The sequence below is a fragment of the Pseudomonas sp. Sample_11 genome (assembly GCF_004307505.1).
Classification (GTDB): domain Bacteria; phylum Pseudomonadota; class Gammaproteobacteria; order Pseudomonadales; family Pseudomonadaceae; genus Aquipseudomonas; species Aquipseudomonas atacamensis.
The window spans coordinates 232,545-246,614 of the sequence record NZ_RCOD01000049.1 but is presented as its reverse complement, the minus strand read 5'-3'; the positions used below and the strand labels follow the sequence as shown (position 1 = coordinate 246,614).

Annotated in this window: 18 protein-coding genes and 1 pseudogene; 9 read left to right on the top strand and 10 right to left on the bottom strand. The window is 60.4% G+C overall.

Features of this window, described 5'->3' with window-relative positions; genetic code table 11:
* Window positions 1-42 precede the first annotated feature (42 nt).
* Both D8U60_RS13865 and D8U60_RS13860 read left to right on the top strand, forming a co-directional pair.
* Window positions 43-288 (top strand): TIGR02647 family protein, encoded by a 246-nt coding sequence (locus tag D8U60_RS13865; protein WP_039757399.1) that lies wholly within the window; start codon window positions 43-45, stop codon window positions 286-288.
* Between the two features lie 182 nt (window positions 289-470).
* A complete protein-coding gene (locus D8U60_RS13860; RefSeq protein ID WP_130900311.1) occupies window positions 471-3,314 on the top strand; it encodes a class I adenylate cyclase in 2,844 nt (947 codons plus the stop codon).
* 9 nt (window positions 3,315-3,323) lie between these two features.
* Here D8U60_RS13860 and rnk read toward each other — a convergent pair whose 3' ends face one another.
* The 3 genes from rnk to cyaY form a co-directional block, all read right to left on the bottom strand.
* The gene (gene rnk / locus D8U60_RS13855; RefSeq protein WP_130900310.1) at window positions 3,324-3,743 is read right to left on the bottom strand and encodes a nucleoside diphosphate kinase regulator; all 420 of its coding nucleotides are present in this window, start codon (window positions 3,741-3,743) and stop codon (window positions 3,324-3,326) included.
* A 254-nt stretch (window positions 3,744-3,997) separates the two neighbouring features.
* Window positions 3,998-4,219: a DUF1289 domain-containing protein gene (locus D8U60_RS13850; protein WP_110599860.1), complete on the bottom strand. Its 222-nt coding sequence runs from the start codon at window positions 4,217-4,219 to the stop codon at window positions 3,998-4,000.
* Window positions 4,220-4,222: 3 nt separating this feature from the next.
* Window positions 4,223-4,555: an iron donor protein CyaY gene (gene cyaY, locus D8U60_RS13845; protein WP_024014770.1), complete on the bottom strand. Its 333-nt coding sequence runs from the start codon at window positions 4,553-4,555 to the stop codon at window positions 4,223-4,225.
* A 324-nt stretch (window positions 4,556-4,879) separates the two neighbouring features.
* On the opposite strand from cyaY, the gene D8U60_RS13840 reads away from it, so the two are divergent.
* Genes D8U60_RS13840 through D8U60_RS13815 form a run of 6 tightly spaced genes read left to right on the top strand, consistent with a single transcriptional unit; the run spans window position 4,880 to window position 9,486 of the window.
* Window positions 4,880-5,050: a lipoprotein gene (locus D8U60_RS13840; protein WP_016772589.1), complete on the top strand. Its 171-nt coding sequence runs from the start codon at window positions 4,880-4,882 to the stop codon at window positions 5,048-5,050.
* A gap of 9 nt (window positions 5,051-5,059) precedes the next feature.
* Window positions 5,060-6,307 carry a diaminopimelate decarboxylase gene (gene lysA, locus D8U60_RS13835; protein ID WP_056791636.1) on the top strand — a complete coding sequence of 416 codons (1,248 nt, stop codon included), beginning with the start codon at window positions 5,060-5,062 and terminating at the stop codon, window positions 6,305-6,307.
* Between the two features lie 3 nt (window positions 6,308-6,310).
* Window positions 6,311-7,141 (top strand): diaminopimelate epimerase, encoded by an 831-nt coding sequence (gene dapF, locus D8U60_RS13830; protein ID WP_016772587.1) that lies wholly within the window; start codon window positions 6,311-6,313, stop codon window positions 7,139-7,141.
* A gap of 13 nt (window positions 7,142-7,154) precedes the next feature.
* On the top strand, window positions 7,155-7,880 hold the full coding sequence (locus tag D8U60_RS13825; protein ID WP_122612292.1) for a DUF484 family protein: 726 nt from the start codon (window positions 7,155-7,157) through the stop codon (window positions 7,878-7,880).
* A gap of 2 nt (window positions 7,881-7,882) precedes the next feature.
* Complete coding sequence (gene xerC, locus D8U60_RS13820) at window positions 7,883-8,782, top strand: tyrosine recombinase XerC (protein WP_130900309.1); 900 nt, start codon at window positions 7,883-7,885, stop codon at window positions 8,780-8,782.
* Window positions 8,779-9,486: an HAD family hydrolase gene (locus tag D8U60_RS13815; protein ID WP_130900308.1), complete on the top strand. Its 708-nt coding sequence runs from the start codon at window positions 8,779-8,781 to the stop codon at window positions 9,484-9,486. The genes xerC and D8U60_RS13815 overlap by 4 nt, the downstream gene beginning before the upstream one ends.
* Before the next feature lie 9 nt (window positions 9,487-9,495).
* Here the strand turns inward: D8U60_RS13815 and D8U60_RS27875 are convergent.
* The 5 genes and pseudogenes from D8U60_RS27875 to glnK all read right to left on the bottom strand — a co-directional run.
* Window positions 9,496-9,597, bottom strand: a pseudogene (locus D8U60_RS27875) (metal ABC transporter ATP-binding protein); the annotation flags it as partial.
* Between the two features lie 78 nt (window positions 9,598-9,675).
* Window positions 9,676-10,002 carry a transcriptional regulator SutA gene (sutA, locus tag D8U60_RS13805; RefSeq protein WP_016772583.1) on the bottom strand — a complete coding sequence of 109 codons (327 nt, stop codon included), beginning with the start codon at window positions 10,000-10,002 and terminating at the stop codon, window positions 9,676-9,678.
* A 101-nt stretch (window positions 10,003-10,103) separates the two neighbouring features.
* Window positions 10,104-10,529 (bottom strand): secondary thiamine-phosphate synthase enzyme YjbQ, encoded by a 426-nt coding sequence (locus D8U60_RS13800; RefSeq protein WP_024014775.1) that lies wholly within the window; start codon window positions 10,527-10,529, stop codon window positions 10,104-10,106.
* Between the two features lie 214 nt (window positions 10,530-10,743).
* Complete coding sequence (locus D8U60_RS13795; protein ID WP_041476939.1) at window positions 10,744-12,081, bottom strand: ammonium transporter; 1,338 nt, start codon at window positions 12,079-12,081, stop codon at window positions 10,744-10,746.
* A gap of 37 nt (window positions 12,082-12,118) precedes the next feature.
* Window positions 12,119-12,457 (bottom strand): P-II family nitrogen regulator, encoded by a 339-nt coding sequence (gene glnK, locus D8U60_RS13790; protein ID WP_002555808.1) that lies wholly within the window; start codon window positions 12,455-12,457, stop codon window positions 12,119-12,121.
* A gap of 394 nt (window positions 12,458-12,851) precedes the next feature.
* Between glnK and D8U60_RS13785 the strand changes: the two genes are divergently transcribed.
* A complete protein-coding gene (locus D8U60_RS13785) occupies window positions 12,852-13,112 on the top strand; it encodes an accessory factor UbiK family protein (protein ID WP_122603430.1) in 261 nt (86 codons plus the stop codon).
* 114 nt (window positions 13,113-13,226) lie between these two features.
* Here the strand turns inward: D8U60_RS13785 and D8U60_RS13780 are convergent, their stop codons facing one another.
* Both D8U60_RS13780 and D8U60_RS13775 read right to left on the bottom strand, forming a co-directional pair.
* Window positions 13,227-13,532, bottom strand: coding sequence for a HigA family addiction module antitoxin (locus D8U60_RS13780; protein WP_051600808.1), 306 nt, complete (start codon window positions 13,530-13,532; stop codon window positions 13,227-13,229).
* Window positions 13,533-13,539: 7 nt separating this feature from the next.
* Window positions 13,540-13,818 carry a type II toxin-antitoxin system RelE/ParE family toxin gene (locus D8U60_RS13775; protein ID WP_082228595.1) on the bottom strand — a complete coding sequence of 93 codons (279 nt, stop codon included), beginning with the start codon at window positions 13,816-13,818 and terminating at the stop codon, window positions 13,540-13,542.
* Window positions 13,819-14,070 lie beyond the last annotated feature (252 nt).

Here is a 14,070-nt window from a genome sequence, read left to right as displayed (position 1 = left end):
TAGAGGCGCTGTCGTCCAATTCCTAGAAAGTCTGGAGTCCTTATGTCGCTTACCCCTGAGTTGGTTGCCGAACTGGAAGTCCTTGCACTCTTCAACCTGGACAGTTCCCAGGAAGGTCTGAAAATTCACCAGACCGCTGCCCCGAAACACATCGCTGCTGCCCAGCGCCTCTTTGAAAAAGAACTCACCGACCAGCCCGATGGCGGTTATCTGACCAGCCTCGGCCGCGATGCCGCGCAAAACGTGCAGACCGTACTGACGATTCTGAGAGAGCAGGAAACCGCCTGATTATTTCCGACTTTGCCCACGGAAACTCCTGCCACGGGATTTCCGCGGGCCAGCCTGATCACTGCCGATGAAAATCTGACGTCAAAAAACAAATTCAGCTTAAACGTCCTGCCGCGCAGCGGCTAAACTGCGGCCATTCCGAGACCCTCTACGTCCGAGCCTGCAAGCCGGTTTGAGCTGACATGACCCGCACCCACGAAATCCGCCCCGACCTGGACGAAGGCATCGACCGCAAGGTTCTCAGCCAACTGCGCGCACGTTTTCTCAAACTCAATGACGGCCGCCTCGGCCGCGCCCTCGAAGGCTTGTCGACGCGCCAGCAAAGCGTGTTGACGCTGTTGCCGCTGTTCTTTCACGTCAATCATCCGTTGCTGCCCGGCTATGTCTCGGGCAGTACGCCGGCCGGGCTCTCGAATTATGAGCCGGACGCCAATGCGCTGACCGAGGCGCAGCGCCTGACTCGCTCGTTCTCTTACAGGCCGCGCCATGGCAGCAACCCGCCGCGACCGATCCACGGCCTGTTCCTGATGGGCAGCCTCGGCACACTGGCCCAGGCCGATCAGAGCGACATGGACGTGTGGGTCTGCCATGGGCCGGATCTGAGCGAAAGCGAGCTCGCCGAGCTGAGCAAGAAGTGCCAATTGCTGGAAGCCTGGGCTGCAAGCCAGGGTGCCGAAGCGCATTTCTTCCTGATCGACCCGGCGCGCTTCGTCAAAGGCGAACGCGATTCAAAGCTCAGTTCGGACAACTGCGGCAGCACCCAGCACTATCTGCTGCTAGACGAGTTTTATCGCACGGCGATCTGGCTGGCCGGGCGCACGCCGATCTGGTGGCTGGTGCCGGTCTATGAAGAAACGGCCTACGACGCCTACACCCACACCCTGCTGTCCAAACGCTTTATTCGCGCCGACGAGACCCTCGACCTCGGGCCGATGGCGACCATTCCGCCCGGAGAATTCATCGGCGCCGGGTTGTGGCAGTTGTTCAAAGGCATCGAGTCGCCCTACAAATCGGTGCTCAAACTGCTGTTGACCGAGGTGTACGCCAGCGAACATCCGCACGTGCAGTGCCTGAGCCTGCGCTTCAAGAGAGCCGTGTTCGCCAATCAGCTCGATCTCGATGAGCTGGACCCGTACATGGTGGTGTACCGGCGTATCGAGGAATACCTGATCGCCCGCAACGAACCGGAACGTCTTGAGCTGGTGCGCCGCGCGCTGTATCTGAAGGTCAACCGCAAGCTCACCGGCAACAGCCGCAGCCAGGGCTGGCAACGCACACTGCTTGAACGCCTGGCCGGCGAGTGGCACTGGGATCAACGGCAACTGGCGCTGCTCGACAGCCGCAGTCAGTGGAAAGTCCGCCAGGTCAGCGCCGAGCGCCGCGCGCTGGTCAACGAACTCAATTACAGCTATCGCTTCCTGACACAGTTCGCCCGCAGCGAACAGACTGTCAGCCTGATCAACAAGCGCGACCTCAATGTCCTCGGCAGGCGCCTGTACGCAGCGTTCGAGCGCAAGGCCGACAAGGTCGAATTCATCAATCCGGGCATCGCCCCGGACTTGGCGGAAGACACCCTGACCCTGGTGCAGTCGCCGAACAAAAAGGAGCCGGGGCAGACCCAGTGGGGCCTGTACAACGGCAGCCTGACGGCACTGGAGTGGGAACACTTCGCGCCGATCAAGCGCAGTCGCGAGCTGCTTGAACTGCTGACCTGGTGCCACCGCAACGGCGTGATCGACAGCAGCACACGTCTGGCCCTGCATCCGGGCACCAGCGACTTGAGCGAGTTCGAGCTGTTCAACCTGCTCGGCAGCTTGCAGCAGTGCATCGCCCTGCCCTTGTCCACCGTCGCCGAAGAGCCCTTGCTGCGTGCCGCTGTGCCCAGCGAAGTGCTGCTGCTGATCAACGTCGGCGTCGACCCGCTCAAGCATCACCGTGATCTGAACATCCTGATGACCACCGAACGCACCGACTCGCTGAGCTATGCCGGCGTGCGCGAGAACCTGGTGCTGACCCTCGATCAGGTCACGCTCAACAGCTGGAACGAAGTGCTGGTCAATCGTTTCGACGGCCCCCATGCGCTGCTCGACTGCCTGCGCGATTACCTCAACAACCTGCCGCGCGGCCCGGTGCAGCCGTCGCTGAAGGTGCGCTGTTTCTGCCACAACCGCGCGCAATTCATTGCCCGCCGCGTCGAGGAAATCGTCGACACCGCGCAGACCCTGTTGCTCAGCGAGTTGAATCACCGCTACCTGATTCAGGTGCAGCAGCACTATCACGTGCTGGAGCTGGTGCCGGGTCAGGTCAACCATGTCGCCCTCGCCACTCTGCCGGCACTGCTCGATTATCTGGGCGAAGAACAACCGCGCTACAGCCCGCTGCACCTCGACCCGATGGCACTGGAGGACCATGACCTCGCGCTGATCCTGCCGATGGGTCAGCCGGAGTGCATTCAGGTGTTCTACCGCATCAGCGAACAGCAGGCCGAGCTGTACGTGCTGGATGAATTCAATGCGCTGTGGCAGCAGCAACTGCCGTACCACGACGAGCAGAGTCTGCTGGTACCGCTGCAGCGTTTTCTGCAATCGATCCAGTACCGCCGTGAAGCGCAATTGCCGATGGACGGTGGCCCTGCAGGCAGCCCCGAGACTTTGTATTACCAGCTGTTGCCGTCAGGCCCGGGGCGCTCGCGCAGGGTCGAAACCCGGCCGGCACCGCAGACCCCGGTGAACAAACCGTTCTATGACGTACAGGCGATCATCGGTAAAGCCGCGCCCGGCGAAGTGCAGGTCACCCTGTACTGCAATCAGCGCGAATTCAGCGAGCTGGAGCATGGCGACCAGTTGTTCAGCGTGGTCGCCCGAGAGATCGTCGAGCAGCGCCGCGAGACCGAACGCTATCGCTGCTACATCACCGACCTCGACCTGTCGGGGCTGCTCGGTGACGGGCACAGTTCAAGCAATCTGTATCTGCGCTACAAGGCAGACCTGGAGCGCTCGTTGAATGAAGCGCTCGAACAGGTTTGAAGCGGGGATTTATTCGGGGAAGGCGCCGCCATTGACCGGTTGCGATTCCACTTCCAGCAAGGTCAGTTTCAGCGACTTGCCACCCGGGGCCGGCCAATCGATGTGCTGACCGACCTTCAGACCCAGCAGCGCACTGCCGACCGGCGCCAGAATGGAAATCTTGCCTTCATCGGCGTTGGCGTGCTTGGGATAGACCAGCGTCAGGTGGTAATCCTTGCCGCTGCCTTCTTCGCGGCAATGCACGCGGGAATTCATGGTCACGACATCGGCGGGCACTTCATCGTGGCCGACCACGGTATCGGCGCGGTCCAGCTCGGTTTGCAGCGCAATCACGCCCGGCGCTGCCTGGTCTTTATCGATCAGGTTGTCGATCAGGCGCTGCAGACGTTGCACGTCCAGACGGGTAAGGGTGATGGAAGGTGCGGTCATGATCCAGGCAGACTCCTTTCTTCTGCACAAAAAAAGCAAAACCCCGCCAAAAAAGACGGGGTTTTCACCGTGCCTCGGTGGTTTGAGGCGTTCGCGGACACTATCACAGCTCAAAAAATATACAAGTCACGCCCTTTTTTGCCTGGGTGAAACCCTTGTGGCGAGGGGATTTATCCCCGTTCGGCTGCGCAGCAGCCGTATAGATTCTGGGGCCGCTACGCGACCCAACGGGGATAAATCCCCTCGCCACGATATCAACAGGCTTGGGATTTTCGTGCGGCAGCCTGCTGGCAAATCACCCGGCGCCGTTGATCATCGGCCGAGCGCCATTCGCGAATGTCTTCGACGTGACGCGCGCAGCCGAGACAGACTTTCTGTTCGTCCAATCGGCATACGCCCGTGCAGGGCGAAGGCACCGCCGGGCTGACGTTGCTGTAGAGCGGTTTCGGCGGGCGAACAGGCGCGGCATCCGTCACGAATCACAGACCTTCGAAATCGAATTCGGCGTCAGCCTGCTGCTTGACGAGGCGCTGAAGCATTTCGCCCAATTGCTCTTCGCTCTTGTCGCACATCCAGCGCTCGCTTTCTTCGTCATAGTCGAAGTGGAAACCACCGGACACAGCGGCCAGCCACAGCTGACGCAATGGCTCCTGGCGGCTGAAGATCAACTGGCTGCCGTTTTCGAATTTGACCGTCAGCACGCCAGCCGAGCTTTCCAGATCGATGTCCAGATCGCTTTCGTCAAATATGTCTTCCAGTTTTTCCTGGGTTTCATCGACCAGATCGTGGAAACGGGCTTCGGACAAACTCATTGCGGCAACCTCAAAAATGTCTGATCAGGCTCAAGCGCCGAAAGATACGGACGCTGCCGACCGATTGCAAAGATTAACGACCAAGCACCAGTTTCCATCCAACATCGCACTCTGTGGGAGCGAGCTTGCTCGCGAAAGCGGTGTGTCAGGCAACAAACATATCGAATGTGACGACCTCTTCGCGAGCAAGCTCGCTCCCACAGGTATTGCAGGTATCCATCCGGTATCCAGCAAGCCCCGCCGGACGGGAACCCCCTCGCATAGGCAAGCTGCCGGGTGGCCGGTATACTCCGGCGCAATTAATGCATTTTCAAGGATTTCGCCATGAAGCGCCTGATCTCTTCCCTTGCTGCGCTCGTCGCGGTTGCCTGCCTGGTTTCGGCCTGTGGTCAAAAAGGCCCGCTGTACCTGCCCGATGACGACCAGGACCCGGCCGAACAAGCCCAGTCTTCGCAGAAGCAGCCATCCAAGGCTCACAAGCACGACGTTTACTAAGGGATCGCCATGGACGCTTTTAACTACCGTGGCGGGGAGCTGTTCGCGGAAGGTGTGGCGCTGTCCGCCATCGCCGACCGCTTCGGCACGCCCACCTATGTCTACTCGCGCGCCCACATCGAAGCGCAGTATCTGGCCTACGCCGATGCGCTGGCCGGCATGCCGCATCTGGTCTGCTTCGCGGTCAAAGCCAACTCCAACCTCGGTGTACTGAATGTCCTGGCCCGTCTCGGCGCCGGTTTCGACATCGTTTCCCGTGGCGAGCTGGAACGTGTACTGGCCGCTGGTGGCAGCGCCGACAAGATCGTTTTCTCCGGCGTCGGCAAGACCCGTGACGACATGCGTCGCGCCCTCGAAGTCGGCGTGCACTGCTTCAACGTCGAATCCACCGACGAGCTCGAGCGCCTGCAAGTGGTCGCCGCCGAGCTGGGTGTTCGCGCCCCGGTTTCGCTGCGCGTGAACCCGGACGTCGATGCCGGCACCCACCCGTACATTTCCACCGGTCTGAAAGAGAACAAGTTCGGCATCGCCATTGCCGACGCCGAAGACGTGTACGTGCGCGCCGCGCATCTGCCGAACCTGGAAGTGGTCGGTGTCGACTGCCACATCGGCTCGCAACTGACCACCCTGCCGCCGTTCATTGATGCACTCGATCGCTTGCTCGATCTGGTCGACCGTCTGGGCGATTGCGGCATTCACCTGCGCCACATCGATCTCGGTGGCGGCTTGGGCGTGCGTTATCGCGATGAAGAGCCGCCCCTGGCTGCCGACTACATCAAAGCCGTGCGCGAGCGTCTCGACGGGCGTGATCTGGCGCTGGTGTTCGAACCGGGTCGCTTCATCGTTGCCAATGGCGGCGTGTTGCTGACCCAGGTCGAATACCTCAAGCACACCGAGCACAAGGATTTCGCCATCGTCGACGCGGCGATGAACGACCTGATCCGCCCGGCGCTGTATCAGGCGTGGATGGACGTCACCGCGGTGAAACCGCGCGACAGCGCTGCACGCAAGTACGACATCGTCGGCCCGATCTGCGAAACCGGCGACTTCCTCGCCAAGGACCGCGAGCTGGCGCTGGAAGAAGGCGACTTGCTGGCAGTGCATTCGGCCGGTGCCTACGGTTTTGTCATGAGTTCCAACTACAACACCCGTGGCCGTGCTGCCGAGGTGCTGGTGGATGGTGATCAGGTTTTTGAAGTGCGTCGCCGCGAAACCGTGGCCGAGCTGTTTGCCGGCGAAAGCCTGCTGCCGGAGTAACCCATGCTGCTGCGTTTTACCAAAATGCACGGCCTGGGCAACGACTTCATGGTCCTCGACCTGGTCAGCCAGCACGCGCACATTCAGCCCAAACACGCCAAGCAATGGGGCGACCGCCACACCGGGATCGGTTTCGACCAGTTGCTGATCGTCGAAGCACCGAGTAACCCGGATGTGGATTTCCGCTACCGGATCTTCAACTCCGACGGTTCGGAAGTGGAGCAGTGCGGCAACGGTGCGCGCTGCTTCGCCCGCTTCGTGCTCGACAAGCGTCTGACCGCCAAGCGGCAGATCCGCGTCGAGACCAAGGGCGGCATTATCGAACTGGACGTGCGTAACGACGGCCAGATCGGCGTGAACATGGGCGCGCCGCGCCTGGTGCCGGCGGACATTCCATTCCAGGCGCCAGCCCAGGCCAGCAGCTATTCGCTGGACGTCGATGGCACCACGGTCGAACTGGCCGCCGTGTCGATGGGCAATCCCCATGCGGTCATTCGCGTGGACGACATCAACAGCGCACCGGTGCATGAGCTGGGGCCGAAGATCGAGCACCATCCGCGCTTCCCGGCGCGGGTCAATGTCGGCTTCCTTCAGGTCATCGACCGCCATCGCGCGCAACTGCGTGTTTGGGAACGCGGCGCCGGGGAAACCCAGGCCTGCGGCACCGGCGCCTGTGCGGCGGCGGTGGCAGCCATCAGTCAGGGGTGGATGGATTCGCCGCTGTTGATCGACCTGCCCGGCGGGCGTCTGTCCATCGAGTGGGCCGGCCCGGGCGAACCGGTGTTGATGACCGGTCCGGCAGTGCGTGTATACGAAGGACAAGTGCGTCTTTGAGCGAGCAGAAATCATGACCGACAAGCCACAGGTACCCGCCCTACCAGCCGACGAATCAGCGTCCGAGAGCCTTGAGGCAGCCGCGGTTGCCGCCTACCTGGAGGCTCATCCGGACTTCTTCGTCGAGCACGAAGAGCTGCTGCCGTCGCTGCGCATTCCGCACCGACGTGGCGACACCGTGTCGCTGGTCGAGCGGCAGATGACCATCCTGCGCGACCGCAATATCGAGATGCGCCATCGCCTTTCGCATCTGATGGACGTAGCCCGCGACAACGATCGCCTGTTCGAAAAGACCCGCCGACTGATCCTCGCGCTGATGGATGCATCGACCCTGGAAGACGTGGTCATCAGCGTTGAAGACAGCCTGCGTCAGGATTTCCAGGTGCCCTTCGTCAGCCTGATCCTGCTCGGCGACAACCCGGCCCCGGTCGGCCGCTGGGTTACCCACGCCGATGCGCAAACCGCGATCGGCGGCCTGCTCACCGAAGGCAAAAGCGTCAGCGGCAGCCTGCGTGAACATGAGCTGGACTTCCTCTTTGGCGAAGAACAGCGCCAGCAGATCGGCTCGACCGCCGTGGTTGCCGTCAGCCATCAGGGCATTCACGGTATTCTGGCCATCGCCAGCCGCGACCCGCAGCATTACAAGAGTTCGGTCGGCACCCTGTTCCTCAGTTACATCGCCGAGGTCATGGGCCGCGTGCTGCCACGGGTCAACAGCTCGCTGCGCTCGGTACGCTGACCATGGAACGACAACTGGACGCTTACTGCGAACATCTGCGCAGTGAGCGACAGGTGTCGCCGCACACCCTGTCGGCTTATCGCCGCGACCTCGATAAAGTCCTCGGCTGGTGCATGAAGCAGAACATCGGCAGCTGGGCCGCGCTGGACATCCAGCGCCTGCGCAGCCTGATCGCCCGGTTGCATGCGCAAGGCCAGTCCTCGCGCAGCCTCGCCCGCCTGCTCTCAGCGGTGCGCGGGCTCTATCACTACTTGAATCGCGAAGGCCTGTGCGACCACGACCCGGCCACTGGCCTGGCCCCGCCGAAAGGCGAACGGCGCCTGCCGAAGACCCTTGATACCGATCGCGCATTGCAGCTGCTTGAAGGTGCGGTCGAGGACGATTTTCTCGCCCGGCGTGATCAGGCGATTCTCGAGCTGTTCTATTCCTCTGGCCTGCGCCTGTCCGAGCTGACCGGGCTCAATCTCGATCAACTCGACCTCGCCGACGGCATGGTTCAGGTGCTCGGCAAGGGCAGCAAGACCCGGCTGTTGCCGGTTGGCACCAAGGCTCGCGAAGCCTTGGAACAGTGGTTGCCGCTTAGAGCCATGACCAATCCTGCGGACGATGCGGTATTTGTCAGCCAGCAAGGTCGGCGTCTCGGCCCGCGGGCGATTCAGGTGCGGGTCAAACTGGCTGGCGAGCGCGAACTGGGGCAGAACCTGCATCCGCACATGCTCCGGCACTCGTTCGCCAGCCATTTGCTAGAGTCTTCACAGGATCTGCGCGCGGTGCAGGAATTGCTCGGCCACTCCGATATCAAAACCACGCAGATCTATACCCACCTCGACTTCCAGCATCTGGCGGCGGTCTACGACAGCGCCCATCCCCGGGCCAAACGCATGAAAGGCGATGATTCATGAGTATTCGGTTGATCACCTTCGACCTCGACGACACCCTGTGGGACACCGCTCCAGTGATCGCCAGCGCCGAAACCGTGTTGCGCGAATGGCTGAGCGAGCATGCGTCGAACCTGGGCGCGGTGCCGGTGGAGCATTTGTGGTCGATTCGCAAGCGAGTGCTGGCGGGCGAACCGGGCCTCAAGCACCGCATCAGCGCGCTGCGTCGACGTGTGCTGTTCCACGCGCTGGAAGAAGCCGGGTATGCCCACGGCGAGGCGTCGGAGCTGGCTGACAAGGCTTTTGAAGTGTTCCTGCATGCGCGGCATCAGATCGAGGTGTTCCCGGAAGTCGAGCCGCTGCTGGAGCTGCTCGCCAATCACTATGCCCTCGGCGTGGTCACCAATGGCAATGCCGACGTGCGTCGGCTGGGGCTGGCGGATTACTTCAAGTTCGCCTTGTGCGCCGAAGACATCGGCATCGCCAAACCGGATGCGCGGCTGTTTCATGAAGCGTTGCAGCGCGGCGGTGTAAGCCCCGCAGCGGCGGTGCATGTCGGCGATCATCCGGGCGATGACATTGCCGGGGCACAGCAGGCAGGCTTGCGCGCGGTGTGGTTCAACCCGACGGGCAAGGTCTGGGAAGCGGAGCGCTTGCCGGATGCGGAAATTCGCAGCCTCACTGAACTGCCAGCCGTCCTCTCCCGCTGGAATGCTTCCTCGAACTGATCTACAGCCCTGTGGGAGCGAGCCTGCTCGCGAATGCGGTGTGTCATTCAACATGTATGTCGGCTGACATGCCCCCTTCGCGAGCAGGCTCGCTCCCACAGGGGACTGCATTTGTTTTCAACGGATTTATTTCAGGCATGAAAAAGCCCGCAGCGACGGCGGGCTTTTTCAGCAAGCGAGCGACGCGCCTCAGATAGGACGGCTGCCGTACTTGTTGTCCGGCTTCTTGGGCGGATCGGCGACCACGTTGGCCTCCACTTCCTGCACCTTGCCGCCGCGCGCAAGGAATTCTTCCATGGCCTTGGCCAGGGCGTCACGCTCCTTGTTCTTGGCTTCGATGCTCGGCAACTCGTCGACCGAGACCGCAGCCTTGGCTTTGCCTTTGGCAGCCGGGGCCGGCGTGTCGTCACCGCCATCGTCTTCGGCAACGTCTTCCGCTGCCGCTTCCAGGCCTTCCTCGGCCTCGTCTTCGTCGCCTACTTCGAGGTCGTCGTTTTCCAGATCATCGTCGCTCATGTTCTACCTCATGACTTGCCAAAAGCAGATTAGTTATAGACCAGCTTTGGCGACTGTCGAAGCCGCCGTTGAAAAATCTTCTGCCGCTGCCCGGCAGCGGCTCATGCCTGTTCACCGTGCAAGGTGGCGAGGACTTTACGGGCACCGCCATGATCACGGTGCTCGCCCAGATAAATCCCTTGCCAGGTACCCAGGGCCAGCCGCCCTGCCGCAACCGGCAGACTGATCTGGCAACCAAGCACGCTGGCCTTGAAGTGCGCCGGGAGATCATCCGGGCCTTCGTCGTTGTGCTCGTAGCCGTCTGTTCCTTGTGGGATCAGGCGATTGAAAAATCGTTCGAAGTCGCGACGAACTGCCGGATCGGCGTTCTCGTTGATGGTCAACGACGCCGACGTGTGCTGCAGCCACAAATGCAACAGACCGACCCGACAGGTCTTGAGTTCAGGCAAGCCTGCGAGCAACTCGTCCGTCACCAGATGAAAGCCCCGGGGCCTTGCCCGCAGGGTTATCAGAGTCTGTTGCCACATACAGTTCTCCGCTCGTTCGGGGCGCATTCTAGCGTGCTCTGAAAAAAAACAAAGGCCCTAATATTCCTGCAGCGATGTAAGCGATTGCCCGCAGAAAAAGCCTCGTCGTAAAGACGACCAAAGCCGTAAGAAAAATCCTTTCAGCCGCACCTTGAATGACAAATCCCGGACAAAAAAATGCCCGGCGAACCGGGCAGTTTTTTATCGCGCGTACTTACAGGTTGTAGCCGCGTTCGTTGTGTTGTGCCAGATCGAGGCCGACCGACTCTTCTTCCTCGGTTACGCGCAGACCCATGACGGCGTCCAGCACCTTGAGGATGATGAAGGTGACGATCGCGGTGTAGATCACCGTGAAGCCGACGCCTTTGATCTGAATCCAGACCTGCGCGCCGATGTCAGTCACGGTGCCGAAGCCGCCCAGTGCCGGTGCGGCAAACACACCGGTGAGGATCGCGCCGAGGATACCGCCGATACCGTGCACGCCGAAGGCATCCAGGGAATCGTCATAGCCGAGTTTGCGTTTCAGGGTGGTGGCGCAGAAGAAGCACACCACGCCTGCGGCCAGACCGATCACCAGTGCACCCATCGGGCCCACGGTGCCAGCGGCCGGAGTGATCGCGACCAGACCGGCGACCACACCCGAAGCAATACCCAGTGCGCTTGGCTTGCCGTGGGTGACCCACTCGGCAAACATCCAGCCCAGTGCCGCAGCGGCAGTGGCGATCTGGGTAACCAGCATGGCCATACCGGCAGTGCCGTTGGCAGCAGCAGCGGAACCGGCGTTGAAGCCGAACCAGCCGACCCACAGCATCGCCGCGCCCATCAGGGTGTAGCCGAGGTTATGCGGAGCCATTGGTGTGGTCGGGAAGCCTTTGCGCTTGCCCAGTACCAGGCACGCGACCAGACCGGCGATACCGGCGTTGATGTGCACCACGGTGCCGCCAGCGAAGTCGAGCACGCCCCAGTCCCACATCAGGCCGCCGTTACCGGACCAGACCATGTGCGCGATCGGTGCATAAACCAGAGTGAACCAGATGCCCATGAAGATCAGCATCGCGGAGAACTTCATGCGCTCGGCGAACGCACCGACGATCAGCGCCGGGGTGATGATCGCGAAGGTCATCTGGAAGGTGATGAACACCGCCTCAGGGAACAGCGCCGCCGGGCCGGTGATGCTCGAAGGCGTGACACCGGCGAGGAACGCCTTGCCCATGCCGCCGAAGAACGAATTGAAGTTGACGACGCCCTGCTCCATGCCGGTAGTGTCGAAGGCAATGCTGTAGCCATAAATGACCCACAGGATGCTGATCAGACCGGTAATGGCGAAGCACTGCATCAGCACGGAAAGAATGTTTTTCGAGCGAACCATACCGCCGTAGAACAGCGCCAGGCCGGGAATGGTCATGAACAGCACGAGCGCTGTCGAGGTGAGCATCCAGGCGGTGTCGCCGGAATTGAGGACTGGCGCTGCCACTTCGTCTGCCGCCATGGCGATGCCGGGCATTACGATGGACAACAGGGCGCCTAGCCCTGCGAATTTACGCAGAGTCATATTGTTTTCTCCTGGGGCGTTGGGTTTGTGGCGGCGCTTAGATCGCGTCGGTATCGGTTTCGCCGGTACGGATGCGGATCGCCTGTTCCAGATTGACCACGAAGATCTTGCCGTCACCGATCTTGCCGGTGTTGGCCGCTTTGGTTATCGCCTCGATAACCCGATCCAGATCCTTGTCGTCGATGGCCACGTCGATTTTCACCTTGGGCAGAAAATCGACCACATATTCCGCGCCGCGATACAGCTCGGTGTGACCCTTCTGCCGGCCGAAGCCTTTGACTTCAGTAACGGTAATGCCCTGCACGCCGATTTCGGACAGCGACTCGCGCACGTCGTCCAACTTGAACGGCTTGATGATGGCAGTGACTAGCTTCATGAAACTCTCTCCCGAATTGGTGGACTTGCCCCAGGAAAACAAACCCGTCTCAAGTCTAAGCGCAGTGCCTGGCTTTGTAACGCATCGTTGACGCCAGCTAACCGCATCAGACGAAACTCCCCGCTTCGTCTGCCGCACTGCATTCGTCACAGCGACTGCATCAGTGCATGGGTCGAGGGTGACTAAGCAGAAACCTTGCCAGCTCGGCAAAAACCCTGCATTTCAATCGCTTGGCCCCTGTTGCACGCGCTCGGGCAGAAAAGCTTTTGCCGATACGCACAACAACGGTGCGCCACCGTCCGTCCCCCTGCGCGAAAAGCGTGCATCCGTGCAACGGGATTGACTATAGACACTGCGTGATACACTGCCGGCCATTGTTTCCAGGACATTTCCCATGCTCGCGCCCAAAGACTTCCTCGACGCCCTGAGCGGCACCGCCTCCCGCCTGTTCAACGGCGACACCCCGCTGCCGAAAGCCGAAATCGAAAGCCAGTTCAAAATGCTCCTGCAAAGTGCCTTCAGCAAACTCGATCTGGTCAGCCGGGAAGAGTTTGATAGTCAGATGGTGGTGTTGGCTCGCACGCGGGCACGGCTTGAGAGTCTTGAAGCGAAGGTGGCGGAGATGGAGGCGAAACTGAATCCGCCGGCTGAATAGCACCACTACTGACAGTGAAGGTTGGGCACGCTCTTCAGCTTTGAAGGCGTCGAAAAAAAAACCTTCAAGCGTTTTCCTTCAAGCAGCCTTCAGCTCCACTGCCTAGATTCACTATCAAGCGCAATGTGCCAGCCGCTCGACCTGATCACGGATTGCAGCTCCTCTTTCAATTTCGGCTTTTCGCAGATCGTAGGTCGATTGGAGGTTCAGCCAAAACTCAGGAGTGGTGTCCAGACAGATTGAAAGTCTTATAGCCATGTCAGCGCTGATGCCCCGGCGCTGTAGCACGATATCGTTCACCGTCGGAGTAGACACGCTCAATGCTCTCGCCAACGCAGCGGCTGTAAGGCTCAAAGGCTCCAGATACTCCTCTTTGAGGATCTCGCCGGGATGGACCGGACGCATACCATTCTTGGTCATATTCACCTCAGTGATAATCGACGATTTCAACATCCTCGGGCCCATTCAGGCCCCAGACGAAGCAAATTCGCCATTGGGCGTTGATACGAATACTGCATTGCCCCTTCCGATCGCCTCCCAGAGACTCGAGCCGATTTCCGGGAGGAGATCGGAGATCAGCCAACGCAGCTGCCGCATCAAGCATCGTCAGCTTACGTTCCGCGACACTCAATATGGCTGACCAGAAACGGGTTTTACCACTTCGGAACAGGTATTCGGTTTCAGGACATCTGAAGCTAACGATCATAGTTTAAAGCTTAACGTTATGCATTAACGCTGAGTTAATTCGTGAAAATCATTAGCGCAAACAGATGATCTTGCGATTTGGGTGTTCTCTCAGGACTTTCAGAAACGGACTACGCATGCTTGCTGGTTCTTACTGAACCCGTTGCTATCTCCTACACAAACTCTCCCCTATTCCCGTTTGCCATGGCCTGGCGAGTTCCTGGCATTTCTTGCGGCAACATCCTGCGAAATTTTTGCGCTCCACTCACCCCAC

Bases quoted from the DNA above. Each gene is read 5' to 3' on its own strand.
- D8U60_RS13865 (WP_039757399.1), top strand. From the start codon at position 43: ATGTCGCTTACCCCTGAGTTGGTTGCCGAACTGGAAGTCCTTGCACTC.
- D8U60_RS13860 (WP_130900311.1), top strand. From the start codon at position 471: ATGACCCGCACCCACGAAATCCGCCCCGACCTGGACGAAGGCATCGAC.
- rnk (WP_130900310.1), bottom strand. From the start codon at position 3,743: ATGACCGCACCTTCCATCACCCTTACCCGTCTGGACGTGCAACGTCTG.
- cyaY (WP_024014770.1), bottom strand. From the start codon at position 4,555: ATGAGTTTGTCCGAAGCCCGTTTCCACGATCTGGTCGATGAAACCCAG.
- D8U60_RS13840 (WP_016772589.1), top strand. From the start codon at position 4,880: ATGAAGCGCCTGATCTCTTCCCTTGCTGCGCTCGTCGCGGTTGCCTGC.
- lysA (WP_056791636.1), top strand. From the start codon at position 5,060: ATGGACGCTTTTAACTACCGTGGCGGGGAGCTGTTCGCGGAAGGTGTG.
- dapF (WP_016772587.1), top strand. From the start codon at position 6,311: ATGCTGCTGCGTTTTACCAAAATGCACGGCCTGGGCAACGACTTCATG.
- D8U60_RS13825 (WP_122612292.1), top strand. From the start codon at position 7,155: ATGACCGACAAGCCACAGGTACCCGCCCTACCAGCCGACGAATCAGCG.
- xerC (WP_130900309.1), top strand. From the start codon at position 7,883: ATGGAACGACAACTGGACGCTTACTGCGAACATCTGCGCAGTGAGCGA.
- D8U60_RS13815 (WP_130900308.1), top strand. From the start codon at position 8,779: ATGAGTATTCGGTTGATCACCTTCGACCTCGACGACACCCTGTGGGAC.
- sutA (WP_016772583.1), bottom strand. From the start codon at position 10,002: ATGAGCGACGATGATCTGGAAAACGACGACCTCGAAGTAGGCGACGAA.
- D8U60_RS13800 (WP_024014775.1), bottom strand. From the start codon at position 10,529: ATGTGGCAACAGACTCTGATAACCCTGCGGGCAAGGCCCCGGGGCTTT.
- D8U60_RS13795 (WP_041476939.1), bottom strand. From the start codon at position 12,081: ATGACTCTGCGTAAATTCGCAGGGCTAGGCGCCCTGTTGTCCATCGTA.
- glnK (WP_002555808.1), bottom strand. From the start codon at position 12,457: ATGAAGCTAGTCACTGCCATCATCAAGCCGTTCAAGTTGGACGACGTG.
- D8U60_RS13785 (WP_122603430.1), top strand. From the start codon at position 12,852: ATGCTCGCGCCCAAAGACTTCCTCGACGCCCTGAGCGGCACCGCCTCC.
- D8U60_RS13780 (WP_051600808.1), bottom strand. From the start codon at position 13,532: ATGACCAAGAATGGTATGCGTCCGGTCCATCCCGGCGAGATCCTCAAA.
- D8U60_RS13775 (WP_082228595.1), bottom strand. From the start codon at position 13,818: ATGATCGTTAGCTTCAGATGTCCTGAAACCGAATACCTGTTCCGAAGT.